Source organism: Algoriphagus algorifonticola (genome assembly GCF_007655305.1).
Lineage (GTDB): Bacteria > Bacteroidota > Bacteroidia > Cytophagales > Cyclobacteriaceae > Algoriphagus > Algoriphagus algorifonticola.
In genome coordinates, this window is the sequence record NZ_VLOG01000040.1 from 73,353 (window position 1) to 98,377 (window position 25,025).

The window sequence follows — 25,025 nt, forward strand, 5'->3', positions numbered from 1 at the left end:
ACAAGCTACAATTATCTGAGCATCAGCGAATGAAATTTATTACCTGGCTTACATTTATTTTGACCCTTCTGGTTTTTGGCAGTGTTTATATTTCGCCTGAAAACTTTCCTTACGTTGGATTGCTTCCTTTTTTCATCCCTGTTGCCTGGCTTTTCAATCTTTTTTTATTCATAATTCTTGCGCTTTCATGGCGAAAATTATCATTTGTTCCTCTCAGCGCCTTATTAATTGGATATAGGTTTGCTGAAATAACTTTCCAATTGAATGATCAAAAAAAGGAGTCTGAAGGCCTACATGTACTCACCTACAATGCCCACCTTTTTGATTACAAAAGAAGAATCGGGGGAGAATTTGACCCGAATGTTTTTGCATGGCTTCAGGATCATCCGGCAGAGGTTAAAGTTTTTCAGGAGTTTTACCAAGATTATACAACACCTTCAAGAAATGCTGTTCAGCTATTGGGAAAAGATTCGGGGATGGAAATATCTTATCAGATTATAGAAGGAAACCCGCAAAAAAGATCTTACGGCTTAGCTATTTTTTCCAAATACCCAATTATCAACGAAGGAAAGGTATTCGATAACAACAAAACGAATGGTGCTATTTTTGCCGATATTCTTTATAATTCCGATACACTTAGAATCTATAATTGTCATTTGGAATCAATGAAAATAAATTCTGAAGCACTAGATAATCTAGATGGGGTAAGAGAGAATTACCGGCAAACATTAGGCAAACTTAATCGGGGCAGTTTGACCAGAAATAAGCAGTTGAATGTTTTGGAAGAACATATTTTGAATAGCCCTCACCCAGTTATTTTGATGGGGGATTTCAACGAAGTTCCTTATTCAAACACTTATTTTAGGCTTAATAAAATATTAACCAATGCCTTTGAAAGTGCCGGCAGGGGGTTTGGTTTTACCTACAATAAGGTATTATTCTTCTTGAGAATTGATCACATTTTTAGCTCTAAAGAACTCAAGGCTGTCGATTTTGATACTCATAGAGAGGTAGATTATTCTGATCATTACCCTGTCTCTGCAACCTTTATTTTAGACAAGGAAACCACAGATTAATCCTGCCCATTTTTCTTTTCCCAAACCTTTTTCATAGGAAGAAGGATCACGGGTAGCAAAATAAGGTCCGCTAACAAAGCAAAGACCAGAGCAGAAGAAATCAATAATCCCGTGTAATGAGTCACTCCAAACCTGCTAAAAATCAAGACTGCAAAACCGGAAACCAAAATAAGAGTAGTTAGAACTATAGCCTTTCCTGTTTCCAAAAAAGTCCTCTTGAGTGCATATAATAGATTTTTGCCATTACTCAATTCCATTTTCAACCGGGTCATAAAGTGTATACTATCGTCAACAGCAATACCAAATGCCACTGTAAATAGGATAGCCGTAGTTAGTTTAAATTCTACTCCCAAAAAATACATCAATCCTAACATCCAAAGCAATGGGATAATATTTGGAATTAAAAGAATGAAAGAAATACGCCAGGACTTGAATAAAAATCCTGCTATTATTCCAACCAACAAGAAAGCTACTCCAAGTCCTCTAGCCATTTGAATGGTAACTGACTCATGTCCTTTATCAATTAAATAGGAAGTCCCTGTCCATCTTACTTGAATAACATCCTCATTTATCTCCTCTTCAATATATTCCCTTACTTTCTCTCTTATTTGCCTCATTTGCAGGCTCCCTAAATCCGGAATTCTAGCTGAAATCCTCCCCTCCATCAAGTCCTCCGAAAGAACTAAAGCTCCTTGATTTTTAGAAACCCGGCCTAAAAACCTTTCCATCCTTCTAAATTGCCCTGGACTGGGGAAAACAAAGGCAGCATGATCACCTTGATTTTGTGCTTGATTTAGCGTTTTCACCAAGGTTACCGGAGATAATACACTGACCTCTCCAAACTCCTTTTTCAATTTCATTTCTAGCTTATCTATTTCTTTCAAGGCCTCATAATCGAGAAGATTTGTAGATCCATTACTTGATTTCAAATAGATTTCTAAAGGATTAGACCCTCCAAATTGCTCATTAAAAAAATTAAAGTCATTTTGGATAGGATGGTCTGAAGGTAGATTATCGAGAAGATATCCATTGATATCTATTTTACTGCCTAGATAAACAGATAAAATGCTGATGAAAAAAAAGAGAACTAAAACCTCTTTGCTTTTTATAAATATTTGCCTGAGAGCCTTGTGATAAAAATCAGGAGCTATTTTTTCAGAATCACTACTTACACTCAACTTTTTCCAGCGATATAATAGAAATGGAGTAATTAAACTCACTGAAAAAAACATCATCAGAATCCCTAAACCAGTGGTCAACCCAAAGTCCTTCAACGCTGGAATACTTGTGAAATAAAGAGAAAAGAATCCTAAAGAGGTGGTCAAAATTGTCAATGTCACAGGAACCCATAACTCTTTAAAAACCTTCGAAATGGCTTCATCTTTTGACTGGGTTAATTTTAAAGCTTTGATAAGGTGTGTGAAAAAATGGATTAAAGCACTCAGTCCTACGATCAGAAAAATAGTAGGCTGCATCACTGACATGAGCGCCAGTTTTTTCCCTATCAACAAAATGACTGCGAAAGCCCAAACTACTCCGAAAATCAAAACTATAATCGGAATGACCACCCCCCACCAGCTCCTGAAAATCAAAATTAAAATCAACAGCATCAAAATGAGGGATGCCCCAAAAAACATCCCAAATTCGTTTTGCATCAAATCCACAAAATCACCTTGTGTCTGTATTTTGCCTGCCACTGCTTTGGGGGCTAGGCCTTGAGACTTCCATAAATCTTGAATCTCTCCATAAAGTAGGTCTCCATCCTCTTTGGAAAGATTATCCTCATTTTTAATCAAAACCAAGAGACTTTTCCCATCCTTGGAAATAAGGTTGCCTTGATATTTCTTCTCGTCCCCTTGAAAGCTTACTTTATCTTTCTCCAAATCCCAAGACAAGACAGCACGTTCTCTTACGCCAAATAGACTAATGATAGGTTCCTTGACTGTTAAAATCGAAAAGACTGAATCCACTCTTTCCAAACTTGTAACGGATTCCTGAAACTGATCTATCTCCGATAAAAAAGAAGCATCAAACAACTGCCCTTGTGAATTTTCAAAAGCTAGTAGCAGATAATCATTATCGCTGCCAAAAACTTCCTCATACTCCCTGTAAAAGGCCAAATTCTCATCATCTTGAGGGAAAAACTGTTCGAAATCATAATCAAAAACCGGCTTTGGCTGAAGAAAACCCAAGATCAGACAAAAAATCACTGCAATGGAAAATGAAAAATTAGCACCTGATTTAGTAAACATCCAATAGCAGTTTAAATATATCTCCGACTCCAAATGTCACACAATTATAATCAGTTTGTGTCTTCTTTGTTTGATAGCAATTCCGATATTTGTCTGAAGCTATTATCTTGTTGATTAGAAAAAAACCAAAACAACCATGGAGCAATATCATGACCTGATGAGAAAAATATTAAAAGAGGGGGTGAAAAAATCTGACAGAACAGGTACTGGAACGATCAGTATTTTTGGACATCAGATGAGGTTTAATTTGTCAGAGGGATTTCCGGTTGTGACTACCAAAAAACTTCATTTAAGGAGTATAATAATAGAACTTCTCTGGTTTTTGAACGGTGATAGCAATATCAAATGGCTGAAGGAAAATGGCGTTTCCATTTGGGATGAATGGGCAGATGAAAATGGAGACCTTGGACCTGTATATGGGTATCAATGGAGACATTGGCCTGATGGCAAAGGTGGCGAGATTGACCAGATTAAGAACTTGATCCATCAAATTAAAACCAAACCTGATAGCAGGCGCCACATCGTTAGCGCTTGGAATGTCGCCGATGTAGATCACATGGCACTTCCTCCTTGCCATACGATTTTTCAGTTTTATGTGGCAGATGGGAAATTATCCTGTCAACTGTATCAAAGAAGTGCGGATGTGTTTTTGGGTGTTCCTTTTAATATTGCGTCCTATGCCCTATTTACAATGATGGTGGCCCAGGTATGTGATCTTCAGCCGGGTGAGTTTGTACACACTTTTGGAGATGCTCACTTGTATTTAAATCATTTGGAACAAACCGAGCTGCAGCTAAGTAGAGAGTGTAGACCTTTGCCCACCATGAAAATTAATCCGGAGGTAAAAGATATTTTCAGTTTCAAATACGAGGATTTTGAATTGGTCAATTATGATCCCCATCCCCATATCAAAGCCCCAGTTGCTGTATAAAAAATTAGCCCCGAATTTCAGAAAATCCGGGGCTATTTTATTATTGACCTAATTCATATTTTAAGGTTCTTCCTTTCTCGACCGCTGGAAGACCTTCAGTCATCCAGAGCGGAGCCGGAGCACCTTTCAAATAATGATCAAAGAATTGACTGAGTCTAATTGACAAGTCCTTTCTATTTTTTCTCTGACGCAAGTTATGATCTTCACCATTGTATTGAAGCAACCAAGCTGGCTGGTTCAAACGCTTCAGAGCCATAAACATCTCAATACCTTGATACCACGGAACTGCTCCGTCTTCATCATTATGCATGATCAATACTGGGGTATTTACTCTATCCATGAAAAACAAAGGTGAGTTTTCTATGTAATAAAGTGGCTTCTCCCAAAGAGTTCCTCCTATTCTAGATTGAGTTTGCTCGTATTGGAACATACGGCTCATTCCTGTACCCCATCTGATTCCTCCATAAGCAGAAGTCATATTTACTACAGGAGCTCCAGCTCCTGCTGCTTTAAACATATTGGTTTGCGTGATCAAATATGCCACTTGATATCCACCCCAGCTTTGCCCCTGAATAGCCATATTCTCGGCATCCACAAAGCCTTTGGCTACGATCGATTGTACACCTGGGATGATACAGTTGTAGGCACTTGGTCCCGGTAATCCCAGATCATATTTTATATCTGGCACGAATACCAAATAATCATTGCTTACAAAAAACGGAATATTAATCGTTGAAGCTGAAGGTGCAGGGCTTCTGTAATTATGCAATCCGTCACTATTCCTCTCATAGAAGTAAACCATCATTGGATACTTCTTATTGGGATCAAAATATTCTGGTTTGAAGAGAAGACCTTGAAGTGGAGTTCCGTCATTAGCCAGATAACTAACCAATTCTACAGAGCCCCATTTCACATTTGCTTGCTGCGGATTGAGATTAGAAGCTTTTCTTAGATTCTTGAACTTCAAATCACCTAAATACAAATCAGGAGATTCTTTATAGGTACTTCTCTGAACCAATATTTCATCTGAATCTTCAGCTTTCGTCAATCCATAATACCTGTGAGCAGTCATCAGAATTGATTTAGGAGCAGAGCCATTCATTGAACCTTCAGCTATGCCACTTTCTTTTGACATTTCATTGAAGGCTGTAAAGTAAAGTTTTTCTTTTGGATCAATGCTTTTCTCTTCTCTATCAAGAGTAATTCTTCTGTACTCGATTTTATTTTTTCTTCCTTCTCCGGCTGTGACATTAACAGCAGCATTTGGATTTCTAGGATCAATTTTCCAGATATCATATCTATCGTTGATCAAAATTGCCTCGTCTCCAGCCAGCCAACCTGCAACTCCGTAAGAACCAGGAAGAGAAGGTGAGTCATGCAATTCTTCATAAAAGACGACGTTTCCGATTCCAGAAGTTAGGTTGATTTTCTTTTGGGCAACGATATCGTATGCAACCCAGGCACTATCGGTACTTGCATACCAGGTTACATAGTTCCCTTCAGGTGAAACGCTTGGGTACCCTGGCGCATTTTTTTCGATCAAAGTTCTTTCACCGCTTTCAAAATCAACCAAGTATAAATCCCTTCCAATCTGAATATCCCAGCTATAAGCTCTTCTATATGGTGCATCAGTCCAAGCTATTCCAAAATCTCTCTCTATTTTGTTTTCAAGAATGACATTGTTGACTTCCCTATCCTCCAACTGTGCAATGCTTCTATCAGTGAGGTCCATTGCAGCTGTGTAAGACCGCTTTTCCTCTCTGGACTTATTTCTCAACTGCATAGGCTGAATTTCAGCATCTTGCCAGCCCCAGATATCCAAGCTTACTCTTTCATCATCCAAAATAGTAGTATCGGATTCGTAAGCATAATCCACATAGTCTTCAGCTACGCCAAAAAACAATCTGTTTTCATTTTCAGAAAAACGGATAGAGCCATCATTACTGATTCTTCCATTTTCCAATATGCCCTGACTATTTCTTGTGGCAATCTCCTCTACCTTAGGATTAGATGTAGCAGTGAGGTACAGATTATAATACGGCTTTTTAGATTTGGCTGAATCATTTGTACTCAAAAATGCCAGATATCTGGATTTTGGAGAAAAAGTCACTCGCTCGTAAGCTGTATTCCCTTCATGTAAGACTGTGGATTGTCCGGAATTTAAGTTGAGTAAATGAATTGCAGCATTATCCAACGTATCCTCTTCAGCTAATACATAATGAAGGAAATCACCATTTCTGGAGAACCCGTAAGATTTCACTCTGGCGAATTCATAGGATTTGGAGCCATCAAGGGATCTTACCATCAATTTTGTACCATCCGTTTTCTTAGGCTTTTCTGCTTTTGCGGTGGAATCAGCAGGATCTTTTTTCGCTGGCTTTTCCTTTTCAAATTGAATAGCAATCCAACTTCCTCCTTTTTCAGGAATTGCAAAAGACTTAACCTCTGCCATTTTTTCCAGTTTGCCAGTTTTCATTTCATAGATGAACAAACTATCCTTAGGCATGTCTTCCTTTTTGGTCTTTTTCAACTTCAAAACGCGAATAGAATCTTCTTGTGGAACAATCTTTCCGACCGCGTAAGTATCGTCAGGTGTGAAGTTCCAACCCTGAGCTCTAGGGATCACAAACTTTTTACTGACATCTTTAAAAGGTAAAATCTCTAATCTTCCATCTCCATCCTGTGGAGAAATCATATACCCTACCCAAATTCCATTTTTTGTAATTCGATCTGATGATAGGTTCTCCCAGCCATCATAATCATCATGTGTAAGGGAACGCTTTTGCTGTGCCTGTAAACCTGAAATGGTCAACATCACAGAAAGCATCAGTATTCCGCTTATTCTTCTCAGCATAATTGATTGGTTTAGAATGTATTATTTCAATGTAAATTCCTGTACAAATAATCCTCCTCTTGTAGACGAGAGCTTAATTTTTCCTTTTACCTCTTCGGCACTATTTACTTTCACTTTAAAAATGATCGTTTTCCTCTCACCTTTTCCGGTGTGGCCCGCATAAATAGTTTTGTCATACAAGTCAGGACTGGTTATTTGAACTTTCGCGTTCTCGTATCCCTCAGTCAATGCTTTGGCAAATTCCAAGGAAACCCTGTCTTCCTGAACAATCTTTACTAGTTTGGCTTGCTCCAGTGCTACTGGAAGCCCCCCCACGTTTTCCCAAGTAAGGGAAATCTCATATTCTCCATCTTTGATTTTTTTAACAGCTGGCTTTTCTGCTTTGATCTCAGGAAGCTTTTTTGCCATTGCTAAATTGAACAAAGCCTGTTTCTTGGCCCAATTTTCCAATTGCCAAGGCGGACCGTTTTGTCCGAAAAACTTCGGATGAAATCCACCAATTTCCACTTCACCTAACTCAGGGTGATTAAATGGAGTCCAAGACTTAAAGCCTTTCCCTCCATTTTCTTCTTCATCCCAAACTAAAGCATCATAATCATCATAAATGCCATCATTATTATAATCCTTCATGGCTCCGTTGTTCCACAACTCATCACCATACCAAATACTTCCAAAATAGAAGTAGCCAAAATCAGGTCCATGTCCAAATAATGGTGATGGCTTTAAGGGATCACCTGTCATTCTATTGACTTTATATCGAGTAGAATAGGTTTCATACACATCCCCAGCCCATGGATAAGCTGTGTAAGAAAGTCCTAACTCATCCATCTCTTTATAAATAGCCAAATCTTCCGGATACATTCGCTCTTCGCTTTTAGAAGTTGAAGGAGGTCTTAAATGCATGGGAACCCTGGTATCCATAGAATTGACCACAGAAATATTGGCATGACTTAACATCCAAAGGACAGTAGATCGAGTTTCTGGCTCACTCAAAGGATACTCACCAGCACCATATTGTGTATAACCTCTTCCAGTCAAGTCACCACCTATATCAGGTCTCCAGTTTTCAGGATAATTTCTATGGAGATCTAGACCTCCTACGCCGTCTTCATTATAATCTCCATCCCCATCATTGTCGATCCCTTCTGTGTATAGTAGATAATCACCTTTGCCCGGAAAAACTCTTTTCATCAACTTCCCTGAAGGATGATCTGGATCTATGATATAATTCGCCTTTTTCTTTTCTTCGTCAGTAGTAGCCTTTTTTCGCATTTGATAGATTACTCCATCTCCGTCCAAATCTTCCTCAGGATCTTCATCTATTAGTCCATCTCTATCATTGTCGTGGGGTTTTACCGTACTTCTGTTTCTTTGCTCGGTATATAAATAAAGATTGGAGCCATCCGGATTGTTTTGAGGTCTTAAGTAGATGGCTTTGGTGTCAATCAGATGAGTAATCTCTTTGTCCTTGCCATAATTCTCCAGCAAATGTTGAGTCAACCAAAGTACTGATTCACTAGCAGTGATCTCGCCTGAATGTCTTCCCCCTTCGAAATACGCGGCTGGTTTTTCGGTGTCTTTTCCAGTCTTTTTATTGGTAAGCGTCATTTGATAGATTGGTCTTCCTTCAAATGACTCTCCTATTATATACAGGTCAACTATTTCAGGATAGAGCTCTGCCCATTTCTCATACCAATGATACATGACATTGACCGTATGGTACTTGTCAAAAGTCAGCTTCTCTCCCGGCACATATTCGACTTCAGGAAATTGGTGTTTTTTAAAAAAAGAGGGGCCATGACGCTCACCCGATACTGTATGGAATTTGGCGCTGGTATCACTTTCAGTAAAGACTTTGGCTTTTTGAAAAGTATCAATTTGGCCATAACTCATCACAGAAAGTAACATCAAACTTGATAAGCTTGCTATTTTCTTCATGATTCGGTGGTTTTTAGAATGGCTAAAAGTAAAAAAGGTGATACATCTCTGTATCACCGTTTACAAAAAAAGCCGGAAATTTCCGGCTTCTATTTTCTAATTGTCAGTTCGAATGTTTCTGGAGAATAATTTGCAAACCCAGGAACAGGTTTACATTTTGGAAGCTGTCTCACCAAATAATCAATCCTTTCTCTAAGGCCTTTATCAGTCTCAGTCAATAATTCATAGCCTGAAAGTTTTCCTTTAGAATCCACCATCAATAAAACTTTTACTTCCTCCACGTCTCTTGACTTTTTTGTTCTAAAAAGAAAAGGTGAATAGGAATCAATCATATCCAGCGTATTTTCCGGCCAAGCCCAATGGGAATCTAAATTCGAAGCCATGTTTTCTTCTGTGTTTGTCAAGGGCTTTAATTCCAAATCCTTTGAAATTGTAATCTCCTCACCGTTTGAGGATTTATTTGGAACAGACTTCAAGCTTAATCTATTGTATTTAACAATAGGGCTTTCAATTTTATCCTCCTTTGATTCATCCCCATTCATTTGTGCGGCAGCAGAAACAGAAAGCTGAACAGCTAGAAAAATCATTACTGTCGCGATAGGGCCAAAAGTCTTTATTTTGAATGAATTCATCATATTCAAAGTATTTGTAACAAAAATACACTTTAAATTTTATCAAATGCAAAAATTTGTATTTTAAATTTTAAAAAAAGCAATAAAAAAGTCTTGCCAGCAGCAAGACCCTTTTCAGAATATAAACCCAAATATAACTTTAGAGATTAAAAGTTTTCTTTTTCAACTGAATGTTTGGAGTTTAACCCTTTTTCCAATTTTAAAATTTCGCCTTTATTCTAAAAACAAAATAAACTGAAAGACATTCATTTCGATTCCAAAGTAAATGCATTTTGAATATAATTACAAATTGAAAAAATAATTTTGCAATATTTTGAACAATCTTTAATTTACATGCGATTTCATTAACAATCATCTAAATCCAATCAAAAAAAATGGATAAAATTTTAGATATCGATAACATAGACCTCAAGATTATCTCCTTGCTGAACGAAGATGCAAAAACACCTTATACTGAAATTGCCAAGAAGGTATTCGTGTCTTCCGGGACTGTCCACGTGAGAATGAAGAAATTGGAAGACATGGGCATTGTTAAAAGTGCAACTCTTAATATCGACTTCTCCAAACTAGGTTATGACATCTCTGCATTTTTAGGAATTTATTTGGAAAAAAGCTCTCTATACGATACAGTCATTGAAAAATTAAAGGCAATCTCTGAGGTAGTAAGTGCTTATTATACTACCGGTAACTATTCCATTTTTGCAAAAATCATCTGCCGAGACACCAATCACCTTAGACTTGTATTGGATAAAATTCAAAAGGTAGAGGGTATTGACAGAACAGAAACATTAATTGTTTTGGAAGAAAGTATAAACAGACCAATTCAATTTTTTGATAAAGAAAAAGGATAAAAATATCTATTTGGATCAAATCTAAATAAAGAAAAAACGATATTATCGCAAATAGCCTGGCATTGTCAGGCTTTTTTTATTTCCGAGAAAATATTCCCAAATTTGAACCTGAAGGGCATTTTTAATCGAAGAATTGTATCTCCAATAGATTTTTCGAATGTGATTGAACATAATATTTTGATTATATGTTGTACCTTCGCAGTCAAAATGTAATTAGTCTAAATAACTCACCAATAATGAGCAAAGACAACGAAATTTTAGAAGAATTCACCTCAAAAGAATACGAACATGGTTGGTCAGTCAATTATGAGGCTGATGAGGCTCCCGTAGGCTTAAATGAGGAAATCATAAAGTGGATCTCTGCAAAGAAAGAAGAGCCATCTTGGCTATTAGAGTGGAGACTCAAAGCTTTTAGAACTTGGCAGGAAATGGCTGAGCCCAATTGGGCCAACGTTACTTATCCAAAAATTGACTTTGATAAGTTAAGATATTACTCTGCACCTAAGCAATCTAATAAGCCAAAAAACTTAAACGAGGTTGATCCGGAGTTATTAGCGATCTACGAGAGACTCGGTATTTCTTTAAACGAGCAAAAAAGACTTCAAGGTATTGCTGTAGATGCAGTCCTTGATTCAGTTTCTGTTGCTACTACATTTAAAGGTACACTTAGCAAACTTGGAATCATTTTCTGCTCCTTCAGTGAAGCGGTGAAAGAGCACCCTGAATTAGTTAAAAAGTATTTGGGATCAGTGGTCCCAATGACAGATAATTATTATGCAGCTCTTAACTCGGCTGTCTTCTCTGATGGATCATTCTGCTACATTCCAAAAGGTGTAAGATGTCCTATGGAGCTTTCCACCTACTTCCGAATCAATGCTGCTAATACGGGTCAATTTGAAAGAACCTTGATCGTTGCGGAAGAAGAGTCATATGTATCTTATTTGGAAGGCTGTACAGCACCTCAAAGAGATGAAAATCAACTTCATGCGGCTGTAGTGGAAATTTACGCAGCAGCACATGCAGAGGTGAAGTACTCTACCGTTCAAAACTGGTTCCCAGGAGACAAAAACGGTAAAGGAGGGATTTACAATTTTGTGACAAAGCGAGGAATCTGCGCTGGAGATCATTCCAAGATTTCTTGGACTCAAGTGGAAACTGGATCTGCAGTGACATGGAAATATCCATCCTGTATATTAAAAGGAGACTATTCTGTAGGCGAATTCTATTCAGTAGCAGTAACCAACAATTACCAGCAAGCTGATACCGGTACTAAAATGATTCACATCGGTAAAAACACCAAATCAAGAATCGTATCCAAAGGTATCTCAGCTGGTAAATCCCAAAACTCCTACAGAGGTCAGGTACAGGTGATGAAGAGGGCAGACAATGCCAGAAATTTCTCCCAGTGCGACTCCTTATTAATGGGGGATCGATGTGGAGCTCACACTTTCCCATATATCGATATCAATAATCCAAGCGCCAAAGTAGAGCATGAAGCTACAACTTCAAAAATTGGAGAAGACCAGATTTTCTATTGCAACCAGAGAGGTATAGCCACGGAAGATGCTGTTGCTTTGATTGTCAATGGGTATGCAAAAGAAGTTCTGAACCAACTTCCAATGGAATTTGCAGTGGAAGCGCAAAAACTATTAGCCTTAACCCTAGAAGGATCTGTAGGTTAAGCGCCTGAGTTAAAATTTGAAATTGAAAATCTAGAACCATGTTATCAATAAAAAACCTACACGCATCAATTGAAGGCACTCCTATCTTGAGAGGCATCAATTTGGAAGTAAAAGCAGGTGAAGTGCACGCTATCATGGGACCTAATGGGTCCGGAAAATCTACTCTAGCCTCAGTTTTGGCTGGAAGAGAAGAATATGAAGTAACTGAAGGAGAAGTGACTTTCAAAGGCAAAGACCTCTTGGATCTTGCACCAGAAGACAGAGCTAGAGAGGGCGTATTCCTTGCATTTCAATATCCTGTAGAAATTCCTGGTGTATCTTCCACTAACTTCCTCAGAACTGCCGTGAATCAGGTAAGAGAATATAGAGGTTTGGAGCCTTTGGATGCGGTGAAGTTTCTTTCTTTGATGAAAGAAAAAATGAAATTGGTTGAGATTGACCAAAAGCTTTTGAGCAGAGCCTTAAATGAAGGTTTTTCTGGAGGGGAGAAAAAGAGAAATGAAATCTTCCAGATGGCAATGTTGGAGCCAACATTATCCATTTTGGACGAAACTGACTCCGGATTAGATATTGATGCACTTAAAATCGTATCCAACGGAGTTAATCAATTGAAATCAGCAGATAATGCTACCATAGTAGTAACTCACTATCAGCGACTTTTAGATTACATCGTACCAGATTATGTACATGTATTATATAAAGGAAGAATAGTGAAATCAGGAACCAAGGAATTGGCCTTGGAACTGGAAGAAAAAGGTTACGACTGGATCAAAGAAGAAATTGATTCGGCTGCCACTGTCTGATTTATAAAAAAACTACCATGAGTACCTTGACAAAACAAGATACCTTCTCTCCTTTATTGGAAGCAGCAACTGACAATTTTAATGAGCAGAGAACTCTGGGTAAAGAGAGTTTTCTTTCTCAAGGTCTGCCGGCTGTGAAGGAAGAGGAATATAAATTCACTCAGATATCCAGAAAACTGGAAAAAGAAATTTCAGACTTTCAATCTGCAAAACCAATTGAGTTGACCAAAGAACTTGTCGACCAATCTATTTATGAAGGTTTTGAGGGAAATGTCCTTGTATTCAACAACGGACACTTTATTCCTGAACTTTCTGACTTGCCTGAGGGTGTAGAGATTTCTTCTATTACAAAAAAGGAAGATTTGAATTTAGGAAGCATTGCCAAGCCTGAAAAGGATACTTTTGCTGCTTTAAATTTAGCTTCTTTTCAAGACGGTGCTTTTATTTCTGTTCCAAAGAAAACTCAAATAACTGCCCCAATTCTCTTACTTTCATTTTTCAAAGCCAATTTTGGACAGGTTGTACAGCCTAGAATATGGATTGAATCTGGTGATTTTGCTGAAGTAACTTTCATTGAGCAGTCTGTCCTTCTAGGAGAAGAAATTGTCTTTGCCAATAAAGTGGTTGAGATCAAAGGAGGATTGAACACTAAGATCAATTACTATAGACTTCAGAATGAAGGCAAGCAATTCATCGAAGTAAGCAATATTGAAACTGATATTCATCAAGACTCTCAGTTTTCAGCAGTTACCATATCACTTTCAGGAAATTTGGTTAGAAATAACCTCAACCTGAATATTCTGGGAAGTAATTCCGTTGGGAACATGTACGGCATTTACCTATTGAACGGTAAAACACACGTGGATAATCACACAAACGTAGATCACACTGTGCCTCATGCAGAATCTAATGAATTGTACAAAGGAATCTTGGCTGACCATTCAAGAGGGGTTTTCAATGGGAAAATCTTTGTAAGACAAGATGCCCAGAAGACCAATGCTTTTCAGCAGAACAATAACATCTTGCTTTCTGAAGATGCGGTAATCAATACCAAGCCACAATTAGAAATTTGGGCAGACGATGTGAAATGTTCTCATGGATGTACGACAGGCCAGTTGGATGAAGAGGCTTTGTTCTATTTGCAGGCGAGAGGGATAGATAAAATGCAGGCAAAAGGTTTGCTTTTGTATGCATTTGCAGGAGAAGTATTAGAACATATAGAAACCGAAAGCTTCCAAGCATACTGTACTAATTTGGTGCAGGAGAGACTTGGAAGTAAATTCTAAAATCCATTCATGAATTTTGATGTGAACCAAATCAGGGGCTTGTTTCCTGTGCTTCACCAAGAAGTACACGGCAAGCCCTTGATTTATTTTGATAATGCAGCAACTACACAAAAACCGAAGCAGGTTCTTGAGGCTTTAACCTCCTACTATGAAAAGGATAATTCTAATATTCATAGGGGTGCTCATGCTTTAGCTGACAGAGCTACTCAATATTTTGAAAATACCCGCGAGTCCGTCAGAAGATTTATCAATGCCAAAGAGAGTGCTGAAATAATCTTTACAAAAGGAACTACTGAGTCAATTAACTTGGTTGCGCAGACCTTTGGTAGGAAATTTATCGGTAAAGGTGATGAAATCATCATCTCGACCATGGAGCACCATTCTAATATTGTTCCTTGGCAAATGCTCTGCGAAGCAACGGGAGCAGTCCTGAAAATCATCCCCGTTCACGAAAATGGAGAGCTAGACTTTCAGGAATTCGAGAAACTTCTTACTTCCAAAACCAAACTTCTAAGTGTAGTTCATGCATCTAATGCACTGGGAACGATCAATCCAGTAAAGAAAATGATTGATGCAGCGCATGCTGTAGGAGCCAAGGTGTTATTGGACGGAGCCCAGTCTACCAGTCATTTGGAAATAGATGTAGTGGAGTTGGATTGCGATTTTATGGTGTTTTCTGCTCATAAATTATACGGTCCTACCGGATTGGGAGTGTTATATGGAAAAAGGGAAATCCTTGAAGCCATGCCACCATTTTTGGGTGGTGGAGAAATGATCAAGGAGGTTACCTTCGAAAAAACCACTTACAATGACATCCCTTTCAAATTCGAAGCAGGAACTCCCAATATAGCTGACGTAATTGCATTCGACGCTGCAATAGAGTTTATTGACTCCTTAGGTAAAAAGGCAATTAAGGAGCACGAAGATGAGCTTTTGAGCTATGCCAATGAATTGACGGCTGATATCAAAGGTTTTCAACCGATAGGTACGGCAAAACAAAAAGTATCTGTTCTATCTTTCAATATCAACGGCATGCACCCATTCGATGTAGGTCAAATGCTGGACGCTAGAGGTATCGCTGTGAGAACAGGTCACCATTGTACTCAGCCTTTGATGAAACGATTTGGAATAGAAGGAACTGTTAGGGCTAGCTTTGCTGTTTACAATACCAAATCTGAAATTGAGCAAATGGCAGAAGGAATTGCCAGAATAGCCAAAATCAAAAATAAATGAGCAGCATCAACGAAATTCAAGACGAAATCGTATCAGAATTTGAGATCTTGGGAGATGATAGAGAGTCCACCATTTTCTACATAATGGAACTTGGAGGAAACTTAGAGGATTTTCCCGTTGAGGAGCAAAAAGAAGATAATATCATTAAAGGATGTCAATCTAAAGTGTGGTTGATTGCAGATGAAAATGATGGTAAAGTACACTTCAAAGCTGATTCAAATACGGACATTACCAAAGGATTGATTTCGCTTTTAATTCGTGTTTTGAATGACAGAACTCCAGAGGAAATCATCCATGCTGATCTCAATTTTATTAACAGAATAGGCATGGGAAGCATCATAGGGAGTCAAAGATCCAATGGATTGGCTTCAATGATTAAGCAGATGAAGTTGTATGCCATTGCCTTCCAAACCAAGCTAAACGCCTAATTATGGAAACTGAAAATAATACAGTGGGACAGGTTACTAATTTGAAGGAAAAAGTGGTTCAGGCCATTAAGTTGGTTTATGATCCTGAAATTCCAGTAGATGTTTATGAATTAGGATTGATCTATGAGATCACTGTTTATCCTGTCAATAACGTCTATGTTTTAATGACCTTAACCTCACCGAACTGTCCATCGGCGGAATTCATACCCTCTGAGGTAAAAGATAAAATACAGCAGATTCAGGGCATTAATAATGTCGAAGTAGAAGTGACATTTGATCCTCCCTACTCTCAGGATATGATGTCCGAAGCTGCAAAACTTGAATTAGGATTTCTATAAAGAACTATAAATAATAAGACAATATGTACCCTGAAGAATTAATTGCTCCTATGAGAGCTGAACTCTCAGATGTAGGATTTGAAGAGTTTAGAACAGCAGAACAAGTTGCTACACACCTTGGACCAGACCATAAAGGGACCACTTTCGTTGTGGTGAATTCTGTTTGTGGCTGTGCTGCAGGTGCAGCAAGACCGGGCGTAAGATATGCTTTGGAGAATGCTTCGAAGAAACCGACTACTCTTGCAACAGTATTTGCCGGAAACGATCGTGAAGCTGTGGATAAAGTGAGAGAAATCGTATTACCTTATCCTCCATCCTCTCCTGCTATGGCTTTGTTCAAAGATGGAGAACTGGTTCATTTCATCGAGCGTCATCACATTGAAGGAAGAAATGCTAAAATGATCGGTGACCACTTAGTAGAGGTTTTCGAACATTTTTGTGATTAAAAAAAGCCCTTCGGGGCTTTTTTCATGAAAATTTTGTGAGAGCAATCTTTTTCGAAAAGAAATTTTAAGGATTTATTGAATTTCCAATATCCAATTTAAAATTCCCTTGCTTTTCAAACGGTAAAAAGAGCATTTTTGCAAAATTATATTACCCATCGCATAATAAAACCTTAAAAAATATGGGATTTTAGTAACTTAAGGCCATCTTTTACGGTTTTTATAAAAACGCAATCCAAAAACAAGTTATATGTCTGATTCCGCCAAGTTGTCCTACAACGGACAAGATTTTGAGTTTCCGATTATAGTCGGAACCGAACAAGAACCTGCAATCGATATTGCAAAATTAAGAGGAGCTACTGGTCTAATCACCTTAGATCCAGGTTATAAAAATACTGGATCAACCACTAGTGCAATCACATTTTTAGATGGAGAAGAAGGAATTCTTCGATATAGAGGATACAGAATTGAAGATTTGGCTGAGAAGTCAACTTTCTTGGAGGTAGCATACCTTCTTATCTACGGTGAACTTCCTACCCAGGCTGAATTTGAAAACTTCTCTAAAGAAATCACTCATCACACTTTGGTTCACGAAGACATCAAGAAGATTCTAGATGGCTTCCCTTCCAACGCCCACCCAATGGGCGTGCTATCTTCTTTGATTTGTTCTCTATCTGCTTTCTACCCTGATTCATTAAATCCAAATAGAAGCAAAGAAGAGGTGAACATGAGCATCATCCGTCTTATTGCCAAAATGCCAACTTTCGCTGCATGGGCTTATAAGAATGAAATGGGACATCCCGTGAATTATCCGGATAATACATTGGATTATTGCTCCAATTTCCTGAAGATGATGTTTGCCCTTCCGGCAGAGAAGTATGATGTAGATCCTGTAGTATCTAAAGCTTTGGATAAATTGTTGATCCTTCATGCCGATCACGAACAAAACTGTTCTACTTCTACAGTTAGAATAGTCGGGTCTTCTCAAGCAAGTATCTATGCTTCTATTTCTGCAGGTATCAATGCGCTATGGGGACCACTTCACGGAGGAGCAAACCAATCAGTGATCGAAATGCTAGAAGCTATCAAAGCTGATGGTGGAGATGCTAAGAAATACCTAGACAAAGCAAAAGACAAGAATGATCCTTTCAGATTGATGGGATTTGGACACAGAGTGTATAAAAACTTTGACCCGAGAGCAAAAATCATCAAGAAAGCAGCTGACGATGTATTGGAAAAATTAGGAGTAAATGATCCAGTATTAGAAATCGCCAAAGAATTGGAATACGCTGCATTGAATGATCAGTATTTCGTAGACAGAAAGCTATATCCAAATGTGGATTTCTACTCTGGAATTATCTACCGTGCATTGGGTATACCTACTGATATGTTCACGGTAATGTTTGCTTTGGGTCGTCTCCCAGGTTGGATCGCACAATGGAAAGAAATGCGTGAAAACGGTGAACCAATCGGTAGACCAAGACAAGTATATACTGGTGCAAATGAAAGAGATTATGTTTCTATGAATAGAAGATAATTTGATTTAAGCTAAAATATGAAAGCCAGCCTTTCTAAGGTTGGCTTTTTTATTGACATATCTCATCCAAACCGGATTTTTAGCGGATATTTGGAAACTGAAAACACCAATTAGAGTTTACATGAAACCTACCACACTGGATGAGGCAATGGCCTTAACCAAAAAATTTACAGAAAGACCCAGTAATGAAGAATTATTGAAACTTTATGGCCTTTACAAACAAGCCACTGAGGGAGATAATACAGGAGAAAGACCGGGGGGATTTGACTTCAAAGCTGCTGCTAAATATAATAGCTGGTTGAGTTTAAAGGGAAAAAGTCAGGAAGAGGCTACCCAAGAATACATCGATTTTGTCGGCAATTTGTCCGAAAAGTACATCTAAATAGAAAGAGGATAGAATTCAGCAGAGAGATCTATCCTCTTTTTGGCTTATTTTTCAACAAGTTTTTTTGACAAAAGCCTATCGTTCTTGTCTTGAAAATCGTTGGGCTAAAATAGATCCGACAATCAATTGCTGAATGTGATATAGCATCACGGGAAGTAGTACTAATCCCAGAATAGCAGGATCGGGGAATATTACTTTTCCAATTACAACTCCATGCACCAAAGATTTTTTGGAACCACAGAAAAGAGCCGTAATCCTATCTTCTACTGAAAAGGAAAGTACATTCGAAAGGAAGTATGTAATCATGCATATCAAGGCGAAGAGCCCTAACATGATCGCAGCTAACTGAAAAAGAGTAGATAAGGAATATGGCGCAAATATTTTTTGAGTAAATGACTCTGAAAAGGCCGTAAAAACAATAATCATTATAACGCTTTGATCTACATATTTCAGTCGTTGCAGATGTTCGTGGATTTTAGAAAAAAGCCATTTATGAAGAAATATTCCTAAGCAAACCGGGAGTATGACCTTATAAGTTAATTCCAAAAGAGTAGGCAAAAAGTCCACCTCTACTCCTAGGCTAGCTTCCCCTAGAACATCCATCCAGAGAGGAGTGACTACCACTCCGATCAAGCTGGAAATACTTGCGTTAAATATAGCAGCAGGAATATTCCCCCTTGCGATTGAAACCATTACCACCGATGCACTAACGGTTGAAGGCAAAGCCGATAAATAACTAATTCCCAAAACAAAATCCTGTTTGATTGAAGGAATCAATTGAAGTCCCAAAAATACTAGCAAAGGAAAAAGCAGAAACGTAGTTAATTGAATCAAAAGGTGCAATTTCCAGTTGGAAAGACCTTGTCGTAACTGATTCGGATCGAGCTTCACTCCATAAAAGAAGAAAACTAATGCAATTCCTACATTGATGACCGGTTTCCAAGGAACCGGGCTGGATGCTGCCCCCCATTCTGGAAATAGATAGCCCAAAGCAATAGCTCCAAATAGTCCTAAAAGAAAACCATTGAGACCAACTCTCTCCAGAAGACTCCAGATTTTTTTCACTTAGCCAATCAATCTTTTAAAATTATCACAAAGGACTGCAGTCGCTATCGCAACATTCAATGACTCTGCAGAGCCAAAGGCTGGAATGGTTATTTTGCTTGAAACTAATCGCTCTACCTCAGGAGAAATTCCTTTTGATTCATTCCCCATCAAAATCACCCCCGGCTTTACTTTTGACAAACCATGCAGATTTTCCCCGTCCAGAAATGCTCCATAAACCGGCAAATTCCAGGAAGAGAGGACTGTAGGTAAGTCTCCGTAAAAAAATTGAATCCTGGTAAATGACCCCATACTAGCTTGAATAACCTTGGGGTTATAGAAATCAGCCGTTTGAGAGGAAAAAAGAAGTTTTTTGATTCCATACCAATCCGCAATACGGATAATGGTGCCTAGGTTCCCGGGATCTCTTACATCATCCAGCGCAACGACAAGCTCATTTTGATCGGGTGTAAAAGCTTCATTGACTTTTTGCTTTACCACTGCTAAAGCCGAATTATTGCTTTGATATTGACCCAAGCTTTCCAATTGATTTTTTGTTGCTTGGATAATTTCGAAACTGCATTTTTTTAAAAGGGCTTCATGCCTTTCGATAAAATCAGGAGTAGCCACCAAAAAATCAATAATGAAGTCTGAGTTAATCACCTCCACAACACTTTTTTCACCTTCTACAAAGAACTTTTGATGTTCGGCACGGTATTTCTTCTGATGTAAGGATTTTATAAACTTAACCGTATTTTTGCTAAGCATTGTGATTGAATCTTTCGATTTGAAATTCTCCAAATATATACTTTTTCTTTCTCTGCTAGGGCTTGCTTCAGCTTGTTCCTTGACTAAAAATCTCCAAGAAGGGGAATATGTAGTCTATGAATCTGATATAGAAGGGGTAGAAAAAGCGAACGAAGAAGAAATAGCTGGTTTAATCCAGCAGGAACCCAATTTTAGAATTCCTGTTTTTAATTTTTCTCCAGGAGTCACTATTTACAGATTTGGGAAATCATTCTTTGACAGTGTCGCAGTCAGTGAAAAAAGAGTTGAAATTGAAAAAGAGCTAAAGCAAATAGAGCAACAGCTTGACTCTATTCCAGGGGACAGAAAACTTCAGAAAAAATCCGATAAGCTCAATACCAAAATCGAGAATCTCAAAGAGAAAGAAGAGTATGGAAATGGGTTTATGCGCACTGGCAATCCGGTAACAGTTCTGGATAGCAGCCTTTTGGAATCAACAAACAGGAATATTTCTGCTTACCTCCAGAATAATGGTTTTTTTGATTCAAGGAGCTCTTTTGAAGTTGAAACAAAAGGAAAAAAGGCATATGTAACTTATAGTATTGTAGAAAATACACCTTATAGAGTCGACTCAATTTATACCAGAACTGACAACGAGGATATCCAGATTATTCTCAATCAGAACAAATCAAAATCCAACCTAGCCAAAGGGAAAATCTATGCCCAAAATGATATCATAGCTGAAAGAAATCAAGTAGAAGAATTATTGAAAAACAATGGGTTTTACATGTTTTCCAAATCCTACTTGGAGTACAATGTGTATCAGGATACTGCTAAGAAAAATGTACAAATTGAACAAATCATCAGGAAACCCACATTTGCTGAACAGCATGAAATCTATACGATTGAAAATATTAATTTTAGAATTAATCCTCCCTCGGATGGATTTAGCGACGGCAGAGTTTCAGGTCAATATGACGGTATAAATTTCAATTTTTATAGAGATAGATATTCAGAGAAAATTCTTGCTTCGAGAATTCTATTTGATAAAAATGATCGATACAGCCGAAATAAAGTAATTGAAAGCCAAAGGCAACTAAGCAATCTGGACCTTTTCAGGTTTGTCAATATTTCCTTTGATACCTTAGGCACCTCATTAACTGCAAATATTTTTACTCAGCCAGCTCAAAAATACCAATTGACAAATCAGTTGGGTTTGAGTGTAACAGAACAGTTGCCTGGACCTTTTTTCAGTACCTCATTAAGAAATAGAAACTTTTTCAGAGCTGGAGAAATCTTGGAATTCAACTTTAGAGCCGGTCTGGAAGGTGTGGCATCTGCGACTAATCAAGGGGTGTATCAAAGTCAGGAATTAGGAGTCTCAGCTTCTATCATTTACCCTAGATTTTTGATTCCGTTTGTTCCAAATACGCTGAAAAAATACGGGAAATACAATCCCAATACACGAACCCAAATCGGTTATAACTATACTAATCGACCAGAATATACCCGAAAGGGTTTGAATGGTTTGCTAGCATATACTTGGGCTACCACGAATCAAAGACAGCAATTCACTATTAATCTTGCTGACATCAACTATATCAGGACTCCAAATATCACAGATGATTTTTTGGAAGTTTTGCAGAATTTGGCCAATCAGGGAAATAATTTGATCTGGTCCTTCCTTCCTTCTTTTGTAAGTAGCATTTCTGGCCAATCCGTCATCAACTTTAATCGGTACGGAGACTGGAAAAGAAGACCCTCTTCCCTTCTTCGATTGTTTGTAGAAAGTGGCGGTACTTCGCTCAACTTATTTAATGTACAAAGCAACAATAATGAAAACCTTCAGTTTGCTAATTTCCAGTGGCTTAAGTTTCAGGCAGATTTTAGGAGATATTATCCAGTCGATCAAAAACAGACTTTTGCCTATCGTTTAAATTTCGGAATCGCCCAACCTTATGGAGTGAGTGCTGGAATTCTTCCTTACGAAAAATATTTCTTTGCGGGTGGAGGTACGAGTATCAGAGCATGGCAAGCAAGACGATTAGGTCCTGGAAGCTCTGTACCAACCATAGGTGATGGAGGGCGCTATGATTATAATTTCGAGCAACCTTCGGAAATGATCATAGAATCCATGCTGGAATATAGAAGAAAGCTTTATGGCTACTTTGACATGGCCTTGTTCATCGATGTGGGGAATTCATGGATGATAGGCGTAGATGCCAGTAGACCCGGAGCAGATTTTAGATTTGATCGATTCTACAAAGAGTTTGCTGTAGGTTCTGGCATAGGTTTGAGAATGGATTTTGACTTTTTGATTATCAGGCTAGACTTAGCTACGAAAGCAATTGACCCATCTCAACCAGAAGGAGAACGATGGGTGTTGGACAATATTAATTTCAGAAGACCATTTGGCCTAAGAGGTCAAACTGTACTTAACTTTGGGATTGGATATCCCTTCTAAACAAATGGCTAGAGCGAGTAAAGAGGAAATAGCAGAATTATATCAAAAAATTCAGGATCATATATGCTCAGAATTAGAGCAATATGATGGGACGGGAAAATTCAAAGAGGACAAATGGGAAAGAGCTGCAGGCGGCGGAGGGAGAACCCGGATTTTTGAAAATGGCCAAGTGATAGAAAAAGGTGGCGTTGCTTTTTCAGCTGTTCATGGTCCAACACCTGAAAAAATCCTGAATAAACTGGGTTTGGAAAAAGCAGATTTCTACGCTACAGGTGTTTCGATTGTACTGCATCCTATTAACCCACATGTCCCCATTATCCATATGAATATTCGTTATTTTGAAATGGAAAATGGCGTTTATTGGTTTGGAGGCGGTATTGATTTAACCCCTCACTATATAGTACCTGACGATGCTCGGTATTTTCATCAGCAATTAAAGTCGGTTTGTGATCAATTTGACGATACTTATTATCCAAAGTTTAAAAACTGGGCCGACGATTATTTTTACCTCAAACACAGAGATGAGACAAGAGGAGTTGGAGGAATATTTTATGACCGCTTAGCCGGTAAAAATGATGAGCAATTTTCAAGCATACTTGAATTTAGTTTAGCATTAGGAAGACTATTTCCGAAAATTTACGGGCACTTCATGATGAAAAATGCCGGAAATCCAGTAACTGTGGAAGAGAAAGCCTGGCAAAATTTGAGAAGAGGAAGGTATGTGGAATTCAACTTGGTATGGGATGCAGGCACTAAGTTTGGTCTGGACACAAATGGCAGAACTGAAAGCATCCTGATGAGCATGCCTCCTCAGGCAGAATGGACTTATATGCACGAGCCAAAATCTGGGAGTCGGGAGGAATTTACGCTCAAGCATCTTAAAAAAGGAATAGACTGGCTTAATTTTCACCCATGATAGAGCAAATCAAAAAATGGGATGAGGATTTATTCCTCTGGCTCAATTCTTTCCACACAGACTGGTTGGATCCAGTCATGTACCAAGCCACAGAAACAATTACTTGGATTCCACTATATGCTTTTTTGATCTATAAGATTTATAAATCCAACCCCTCCAATAGTTGGTGGGTATTTGGAGGTGTGGCGCTAACTATTTTGGTTTCGGACCAATTTACTTCTGGATTTATGAAACCATTTTTTGAAAGATTAAGACCCTGTCATGACGAAAGATGGACTGATGTCATTCATAATTATGGGAGATGCGGAGGCTTGTATGGATTCGCATCTTCACACGCCGCGAATACTTTTGGCTTAGCAGTTTTTCTCAATAAAAAATTAGGAAAATCCATTAAAGGACTGGGCTGGTTATTTTTATATGCAATTTTAGTCAGTTACACCCGGATTTATTTGGGAGTTCACTATCCAGTAGACATCCTGATTGGAGCAAGTATCGGAACAGCAGCAGCCTTTATCAGCTGGTTTTTGATAGTATTTGTGAAAAGAGAGTTCTTGAAGAAATTTTTGAAATGAACTTAAACAGAACATCAAATGAGCTGGAAACAATTTTGAAATTCTTAAAGGAAATTCAATCCTACTCTCCTTTAGCAGACCATTCTGAGAAAGCTCTCGCAAATATTTGTTTTACCCAAAAAGTAGGGAAAAATGAGGTCCTTCAAGAAATAGGAAAAACTTGTAAAACTATATATTTTGTAATGGAAGGGTCTGCCAGAATCTTTTACCTAAAAGACGGGCTTGAGATTACAGAGTATTTCGCTTTTAAAAATGATTTAATAGTCAGAGCAGAAAGTTTGTTTAAATCTTTACCAAGTAACAAGGGGATTGTATCGATAGAAGAGACCCTATTTGTGGGAATTCCTTCAAATGCACTTTTTTCATTATTTGACGAGTTCCATGATATTGAAAGACTTTTTAGGATACTTATTCAAACAGTCTATCTCGAAACTATAAAACGGCTTGAATCCATTCAATTTCAAACTGCAGAAGAAAGATATAAAGGCCTTTTAGAAAACCATCCTGAATTCATTCAAAAGATACCCTTAAAACACATTGCTTCATACTTAGGTATTACCCAGGTAAGTCTCAGTCGAATTAGAGCGGGGATTTCCTGATTTTTTTAACATTT

The 25,025-nt window shown here is 38.1% G+C and carries 22 protein-coding genes; 16 read left to right on the plus strand and 6 right to left on the minus strand.

Features of this window, described 5'->3' with window-relative positions; translation table 11 throughout:
• Positions 1 to 260 precede the first annotated feature (260 nt).
• The gene (locus FL972_RS09960; RefSeq protein ID WP_317129939.1) at positions 261 to 1,076 is read left to right on the plus strand and encodes an endonuclease/exonuclease/phosphatase family protein; all 816 of its coding nucleotides are present in this window, start codon (positions 261 to 263) and stop codon (positions 1,074 to 1,076) included.
• Here the strand turns inward: FL972_RS09960 and FL972_RS09965 are convergent.
• Positions 1,073 to 3,328: an efflux RND transporter permease subunit gene (locus tag FL972_RS09965; RefSeq protein ID WP_144605252.1), complete on the minus strand. Its 2,256-nt coding sequence runs from the start codon at positions 3,326 to 3,328 to the stop codon at positions 1,073 to 1,075. The genes FL972_RS09960 and FL972_RS09965 overlap by 4 nt on opposite strands.
• Positions 3,329 to 3,464: 136 nt before the next feature.
• Here FL972_RS09965 and FL972_RS09970 point away from each other — a divergent pair, with 136 nt between their 5' ends.
• Positions 3,465 to 4,259: a thymidylate synthase gene (locus FL972_RS09970; RefSeq protein WP_144605253.1), complete on the plus strand. Its 795-nt coding sequence runs from the start codon at positions 3,465 to 3,467 to the stop codon at positions 4,257 to 4,259.
• Between the two features lie 40 nt (positions 4,260 to 4,299).
• On the opposite strand, the gene FL972_RS09975 is transcribed toward FL972_RS09970, so the two are convergent.
• The 3 genes from FL972_RS09975 to FL972_RS09985 form a co-directional block, all read right to left on the minus strand.
• A complete protein-coding gene (locus FL972_RS09975) occupies positions 4,300 to 7,113 on the minus strand; it encodes an alpha/beta hydrolase family protein (RefSeq protein WP_144605254.1) in 2,814 nt (937 codons plus the stop codon).
• Positions 7,114 to 7,134: 21 nt separating this feature from the next.
• A complete protein-coding gene (locus tag FL972_RS09980; protein WP_144605255.1) occupies positions 7,135 to 9,051 on the minus strand; it encodes a M14 family metallopeptidase in 1,917 nt (638 codons plus the stop codon).
• An 89-nt stretch (positions 9,052 to 9,140) separates the two neighbouring features.
• Positions 9,141 to 9,686 (minus strand): hypothetical protein, encoded by a 546-nt coding sequence (locus FL972_RS09985; protein ID WP_144605256.1) that lies wholly within the window; start codon positions 9,684 to 9,686, stop codon positions 9,141 to 9,143.
• 371 nt (positions 9,687 to 10,057) lie between these two features.
• On the opposite strand from FL972_RS09985, the gene FL972_RS09990 reads away from it, so the two are divergent.
• The 10 genes from FL972_RS09990 (at position 10,058) to FL972_RS10035 (ending at position 18,666) form a co-directional block, all read left to right on the plus strand.
• Positions 10,058 to 10,534 carry an Lrp/AsnC ligand binding domain-containing protein gene (locus FL972_RS09990; RefSeq protein ID WP_091654549.1) on the plus strand — a complete coding sequence of 159 codons (477 nt, stop codon included), beginning with the start codon at positions 10,058 to 10,060 and terminating at the stop codon, positions 10,532 to 10,534.
• 236 nt (positions 10,535 to 10,770) lie between these two features.
• Positions 10,771 to 12,216 carry a Fe-S cluster assembly protein SufB gene (gene sufB / locus FL972_RS09995; RefSeq protein WP_144605257.1) on the plus strand — a complete coding sequence of 482 codons (1,446 nt, stop codon included), beginning with the start codon at positions 10,771 to 10,773 and terminating at the stop codon, positions 12,214 to 12,216.
• A 38-nt stretch (positions 12,217 to 12,254) separates the two neighbouring features.
• Positions 12,255 to 13,019 (plus strand): Fe-S cluster assembly ATPase SufC, encoded by a 765-nt coding sequence (gene sufC, locus FL972_RS10000; protein ID WP_144605258.1) that lies wholly within the window; start codon positions 12,255 to 12,257, stop codon positions 13,017 to 13,019.
• Between the two features lie 17 nt (positions 13,020 to 13,036).
• Positions 13,037 to 14,305 (plus strand): Fe-S cluster assembly protein SufD, encoded by a 1,269-nt coding sequence (gene sufD, locus FL972_RS10005; protein WP_144605259.1) that lies wholly within the window; start codon positions 13,037 to 13,039, stop codon positions 14,303 to 14,305.
• A 9-nt stretch (positions 14,306 to 14,314) separates the two neighbouring features.
• Positions 14,315 to 15,538, plus strand: a complete 1,224-nt coding sequence (locus FL972_RS10010; protein ID WP_144605260.1) for a cysteine desulfurase — start codon at positions 14,315 to 14,317, stop codon at positions 15,536 to 15,538.
• On the plus strand, positions 15,535 to 15,966 hold the full coding sequence (locus tag FL972_RS10015; RefSeq protein ID WP_091654554.1) for a SufE family protein: 432 nt from the start codon (positions 15,535 to 15,537) through the stop codon (positions 15,964 to 15,966). The genes FL972_RS10010 and FL972_RS10015 overlap by 4 nt, the downstream gene beginning before the upstream one ends.
• Before the next feature lie 2 nt (positions 15,967 to 15,968).
• Positions 15,969 to 16,304 (plus strand): iron-sulfur cluster assembly protein, encoded by a 336-nt coding sequence (locus FL972_RS10020; protein WP_091654555.1) that lies wholly within the window; start codon positions 15,969 to 15,971, stop codon positions 16,302 to 16,304.
• A 23-nt stretch (positions 16,305 to 16,327) separates the two neighbouring features.
• Positions 16,328 to 16,750, plus strand: coding sequence for a BrxA/BrxB family bacilliredoxin (locus FL972_RS10025; RefSeq protein WP_091654556.1), 423 nt, complete (start codon positions 16,328 to 16,330; stop codon positions 16,748 to 16,750).
• Positions 16,751 to 16,997: 247 nt separating this feature from the next.
• Positions 16,998 to 18,284 (plus strand): citrate synthase, encoded by a 1,287-nt coding sequence (locus FL972_RS10030; protein ID WP_091654558.1) that lies wholly within the window; start codon positions 16,998 to 17,000, stop codon positions 18,282 to 18,284.
• A gap of 121 nt (positions 18,285 to 18,405) precedes the next feature.
• Complete coding sequence (locus FL972_RS10035) at positions 18,406 to 18,666, plus strand: acyl-CoA-binding protein (RefSeq protein WP_091654560.1); 261 nt, start codon at positions 18,406 to 18,408, stop codon at positions 18,664 to 18,666.
• 78 nt (positions 18,667 to 18,744) lie between these two features.
• Here the strand turns inward: FL972_RS10035 and FL972_RS10040 are convergent, their stop codons facing one another.
• Together FL972_RS10040 and FL972_RS10045 are read right to left on the minus strand one after the other, a co-directional pair.
• Complete coding sequence (locus tag FL972_RS10040; protein ID WP_144605261.1) at positions 18,745 to 19,734, minus strand: bile acid:sodium symporter family protein; 990 nt, start codon at positions 19,732 to 19,734, stop codon at positions 18,745 to 18,747.
• Complete coding sequence (locus tag FL972_RS10045; RefSeq protein ID WP_144605262.1) at positions 19,735 to 20,481, minus strand: TrmH family RNA methyltransferase; 747 nt, start codon at positions 20,479 to 20,481, stop codon at positions 19,735 to 19,737. It lies immediately after the preceding gene.
• A gap of 19 nt (positions 20,482 to 20,500) precedes the next feature.
• On the opposite strand from FL972_RS10045, the gene tamL reads away from it, so the two are divergent.
• Genes tamL through FL972_RS10065 form a run of 4 tightly spaced genes read left to right on the plus strand, consistent with a single transcriptional unit; the run spans position 20,501 to position 25,011 of the window.
• Positions 20,501 to 22,924 carry a translocation and assembly module lipoprotein TamL gene (gene tamL, locus FL972_RS10050; RefSeq protein ID WP_144605263.1) on the plus strand — a complete coding sequence of 808 codons (2,424 nt, stop codon included), beginning with the start codon at positions 20,501 to 20,503 and terminating at the stop codon, positions 22,922 to 22,924.
• 4 nt (positions 22,925 to 22,928) lie between these two features.
• Positions 22,929 to 23,840, plus strand: a complete 912-nt coding sequence (gene hemF, locus FL972_RS10055) for an oxygen-dependent coproporphyrinogen oxidase (protein WP_144605264.1) — start codon at positions 22,929 to 22,931, stop codon at positions 23,838 to 23,840.
• Positions 23,837 to 24,412 (plus strand): phosphatase PAP2 family protein, encoded by a 576-nt coding sequence (locus tag FL972_RS10060; protein WP_144605265.1) that lies wholly within the window; start codon positions 23,837 to 23,839, stop codon positions 24,410 to 24,412. Before hemF ends, FL972_RS10060 begins: the two co-directional genes overlap by 4 nt.
• Positions 24,409 to 25,011, plus strand: coding sequence for a Crp/Fnr family transcriptional regulator (locus tag FL972_RS10065; protein ID WP_144605266.1), 603 nt, complete (start codon positions 24,409 to 24,411; stop codon positions 25,009 to 25,011). Before FL972_RS10060 ends, FL972_RS10065 begins: the two co-directional genes overlap by 4 nt.
• Positions 25,012 to 25,025: the final 14 nt, after the last annotated feature.